This is a genomic window from Actinotignum sanguinis (assembly GCF_003957255.1).
GTDB classification, from domain to species: domain Bacteria; phylum Actinomycetota; class Actinomycetes; order Actinomycetales; family Actinomycetaceae; genus Actinotignum; species Actinotignum sanguinis.
In genome coordinates, this window is the sequence record NZ_QDIE01000053.1 from 1 (window position 1) to 4,362 (window position 4,362).

A 4,362-nucleotide genomic window follows, 5' to 3' on the forward strand; every position below is an offset into this window, starting at 1 on the left:
GGATAACCCAGTTCTAGGACTGTTTGCCTTAGAGAGCCAAGCTTTTCCAGGATGGCGAGAGCTCTTTGCTTGTCTTTGGCGGAGTACCTGATCCCGTTTGCAACTCCCGGTTTCTTATTCATTGAACTATCTCCTTAAAAATCTCTAGGAAACCGTCCGCACCCCCTTAAGAAATTGTTTCGATGTCGTGGGCTTGCATCCTGTGCGGCTCTCGGTTGAGGCGTTGCTTTTTACGGGGCTTCCCGTCGGGACGTTGCTTTTTGCGGTGCGGGTGGCGATGCGAGTCGTCCCACCGCGCTGGCGGGAGGGGTGTTTTTCTGGGGTGTACTTCGCATGTACGACATATGAAGTACAGCTCTGAAAATACATACTGCCCCGCGGCGGCTCAGTCAGTTCTTTGGTACCAGCGCACAGTTTTGGATCAATCTGCAAACCCGTTATGACCTTGAGAAAGAAGCGGATGCGCTGGGAGACGAGCTGGAGAGAATCCAACCCTTGCAGAGTGTGTGAGCGGAGTTCGCTAGCGGGAGTGACTATGGAAAGCGTCATCCGCAACCGCGGCTTACCGGACGCAATCGGATAGCACCTCGTGCAGGGCGTGACGTTCGTCGTCGTCGACCCGAAGCCCGTAAGCACGCTTGACCGCCACCTGTCGCGCGGCGTATTCGCACACAAAAGCCGGATTATCCGGCAGCCACTGCGCGGCGGTGGCGTGCCCTTTCTCCTTATTCGCCGCCCCGGAGACCGCGAGTAAATTGAGCGGGTCGGTGGCAAATTGCGCGCGAGTATCCGCGTCCCAGTCCTGCGCACCGGCCCGCCACGCATCGTAAAGCGCGACCACGTGATCAATCGTCACGGCCTGAGGTTCCCGCGCGCGGTCAAAAGAAATCTCCGTTCCGGTATACGGATCGCGCAGGGTTCCGGTGGCGACGACGCAGCCGGGCGGCGTGGACTTCCCCGACCAGAAGGTAACTCCCGCAAGATCGCGGCGCAGCACCTCGTTACGAACAGTGCATCCGTCTCCATCGGTATCCGGCCAGCCGTCCCCCAAGCCGAACTCGGCGCGGGAATAGCCACGCCCGGAATCGGGGCGGCCTCCGGGTAGCTCGCTCAGGGCGGAAAGTGCCTGGGAGGCGGTGAGTGTGCCGCTGCTCGCGCTACCGATCCCACCCGGCTCCGAATCGGAACCGGTACGTGAGAGTTGCAGGAGTGCGGCGGCAAGGACCATCAGCAGCGCGGCGATGACCGTCCACATGCGCCGGTGCGGAGAAGAGGTACCGGACGCCTGTGTATCGCCGTGGCGCGCGCCGGAACGACCCATCGAAAAACGCATATCCAACCTTTCGGGACACCGGCCCGTGGCGGGCCTGCGCCTGCAAGGTAGCATAGTGAGGGACCTTGGCACAGTTACGACAATGAAGGAGTTATGAATGGCCCAGGCACTTGAGACCGATATGGTGAAGAAGTTTGCGGCGGATTTCGCGGCGGATCGCACCGCTCGCATCGTCCAGAACGCCGTCACCCAGACCTCGATCACGAAGGTCGCCCAGGATCGCGATGTTATTAACGCGATTGATCCGTCCATGTCGGTGAAGGTGGACACCTGGAAGGTGAATAACCAGAAGAAGTCCGGGCGCTGCTGGCTTTTCTCCGGGCTCAGCTCGCTGAAGATGCTCGTCAATCGCGCCACCGGCCTGAAGAACTTCGAGTTCTCCCAGTCCTTCCAGCATTTCTACGACAAGCTGGAAAAGGCCAATTATTTCCTCACCTCCATGATTGAGCTCGCGGACCGCCCGGTTGATGACCGCACCGTGCACTACCTGCTTTCCGATCCCATCGGGGACGGCGGGCAATGGAATATGTTCGTGGCACTGGTGGAAAAGTACGGGGCCTGCCCGAAGTTCGCGATGCCGGAAACGGAATCTTCCTCCAATACCCAGCTCATGAACCGCACCCTGGAAATGCTGCTGCGCCGCGCCGCCCACGATATTCGCGAGGCAGAAGCCGGCCAGCGTGAAGCCGTGCGCGAAAAGTTCATGGAGCAGGTCTACCGGGTGCTGGCGATTCACCTGGGTACCCCGCCGGAAAGCTTCGTCTGGCAGTACGAAGATGAGGACGGAAACTTCCACCGCGAAGGGAAGATGACCCCGGTGGAATTCGCGCAGAAGTACCTGCCGGATCTGGATCAGTACGTGTGCATCGTCAACGATCCGCGTAATGAGTACGGCAAGCTCTACACGGTGGATCGCCTCGGCAATGTGGTGGGCGCTAAGCCGGTCACCTACCTCAATGTGCCCATCGAGGTGATTCGGGAAGCCACCATCGCCACCCTCAAGGACGGCCAGCCCGTGTGGATGGGGTGCGATACCGGCAAGCAATCGGATCGCGAACGCGGTATTTGGGACGGCCAGCTTTACGATTACGAAGGTACCTACGGGATTGACCTGGCCATGTCTAAGGCCGATGAGCTCTACTACGGCGAAGCAATGATGACGCACGCCATGGTGTTCACCGGCGTTGATCTGCGTGAAGACGGCAGCCCGCGCCGCTGGCGTATCGAAAACTCCTGGGGTGATGAGCACGCCGATAAGGGCTTCTGGACCATGAACGATTCCTGGTTCGACCAGCACGTTTTCGAAGTCGCGGTCACCAAGGATCGCCTCTCCGCGGAGCTGCTGGCGGCTCTGGAAACCGAACCCGAAGTGCTGCCCGCCTGGGATCCGATGGGCTCGCTGGCCTAAACCGTGGAGTACGGCCGCTACGCACCCTCACCGAGCGGAGACCTGCACCTCGGGAATCTCCGCACCGCGCTCCTCGCCTGGGCTTTGACCCGGCGGTCCGGGCGCGGCTTCCTCATGCGCGTGGAGGATATGGACGAACGGTCCCGCCCGCAGTTCCAAGAGCGCCAGCTCGCGGACCTGCGGGCCTTGGGGCTCACCTGGGACGGCCCGGTTCAGATCCAATCCCAGCGCATCGATGGGTACGACGCCGCCTTCGCGTCCCTGCGGGAACGCGGACTGCTCTACGAGTGCTATTGCACCCGGCGTGATTTGGCCGACGCCGCCCGGGCGCCCCACGGGGCGCCCGGGGTATACCCGGGGACCTGCCGGGATCTGAGTGCGGCCGGCCGGCGGGCCGGCCGCGCCAAACTCGCGGCGGTGGGCCGCCAGCCGGCTCTGCGGCTGCGCACCGAGGTGAAAGAACTAACCATTCACGATGAGGTGTGCGGGGAGGTGAGCGGCGTCGTCGACGATTTTGTGATTCGGCGTGGCGATGGTCGCTACGCTTACAATTTTGCTTCCGTGGTCGATGATGCGCTCGAGCGCATTACCCAGGTGACGCGGGGCGCCGATTTGGCGCCATCCACACCCCGACAGGTGTATTTGCAGCGCTTGCTCGGGGCGCCCACCCCGGAATACTGGCATGTGCCCATGGTTCTCAACCGGGAAGGCGCGCGGCTGGCCAAACGCGATGGTGCCGTGACGATGCGGGCGCTCGCGGAGTACGGCTGGAGCCCGGCCGATGTGCTGGCCCTTATTGGGCGCTCGCTAGGGTTGGAAGTGCGCACGGCCGCGGATTTCGCCCAGCAGCTAGATGCCCGCGCGTTGCGCCGCAGCGGGCCCTGGTATGTAGATGTGGCGGCGCTCGAAGCCGGGCCGGATAGCCGGGCCAGCTAGAGTGGCGGGCTAGACGTGCCAGCTAGACCGGCCGGCTAGACGTGCCGGCTAAAATCGGCCACCGGCGCGAATTCCGCGCGGGCCGCGGCCGCTAAATCGGCCGGAGCCAGGCGCACCGAGAGCCCACGTTTCCCACCCGAAACCACCATCGCCGGCAGCTCGCGCGCGGAGGCATCAATAAAAATCGGGCTGCGGTGTTTTTGCCCCAGCGGCGAAATACCCCCGGTCACATAGCCGGTGAGTTTCTCGGCATCATGCGGATCCATCATCGCGGCCTTTTTCCCGCCCGCCGCTTTCGCCAAGGACTTGAGATTGAGCATGGCGGCCGCCGGGACCACCGCGCATACCGGCTTCCCATCCACCTGCGCCAGCAGAGTTTTGAAAATAACACGGGGATCCATCCCCAGCTCAGCGGCGGAATCGAGGGCGAATCCGTGCTCGTGATGCAAACTTTGTTCGTACTCAAGAATCGTGAACTCCACGCCGGATTTCGTGAGGGCGAGGAGGGCCGGGGTCCCGGCCGGCTTATTTTTCTTCGACGACATACGTCCAGGATAGTAGTGTACCGTCCGTGAAATAGCTTACTGGTGATGGTATTATTGATCCATGTCGCACCCCGCTAAACCACTCGCCTTGAGTGACGAGGAACGAAGCACCCTGGAAAAGATCTACAACTCACCATCAC

The 4,362-nt window shown here is 61.9% G+C and carries 4 protein-coding genes; 2 read left to right on the plus strand and 2 right to left on the minus strand.

Annotated elements, in window-relative coordinates; translation table 11 throughout:
- Positions 1–562 precede the first annotated feature (562 nt).
- Positions 563–1,333, minus strand: a complete 771-nt coding sequence (locus tag DDD64_RS08630) for an HNH endonuclease family protein (RefSeq protein WP_206435416.1) — start codon at positions 1,331–1,333, stop codon at positions 563–565.
- Positions 1,334–1,430: 97 nt separating this feature from the next.
- On the opposite strand from DDD64_RS08630, the gene DDD64_RS08635 reads away from it, so the two are divergent.
- Positions 1,431–2,741 carry a C1 family peptidase gene (locus tag DDD64_RS08635; protein WP_016441843.1) on the plus strand — a complete coding sequence of 437 codons (1,311 nt, stop codon included), beginning with the start codon at positions 1,431–1,433 and terminating at the stop codon, positions 2,739–2,741.
- Positions 2,742–2,744: 3 nt separating this feature from the next.
- On the plus strand, positions 2,745–3,677 hold the full coding sequence (gene gluQRS, locus DDD64_RS08640; protein ID WP_126135955.1) for a tRNA glutamyl-Q(34) synthetase GluQRS: 933 nt from the start codon (positions 2,745–2,747) through the stop codon (positions 3,675–3,677).
- 35 nt (positions 3,678–3,712) lie between these two features.
- On the opposite strand, the gene ybaK is transcribed toward gluQRS, so the two are convergent.
- Positions 3,713–4,222 carry a Cys-tRNA(Pro) deacylase gene (ybaK, locus tag DDD64_RS08645; protein WP_126135956.1) on the minus strand — a complete coding sequence of 170 codons (510 nt, stop codon included), beginning with the start codon at positions 4,220–4,222 and terminating at the stop codon, positions 3,713–3,715.
- Positions 4,223–4,362 lie beyond the last annotated feature (140 nt).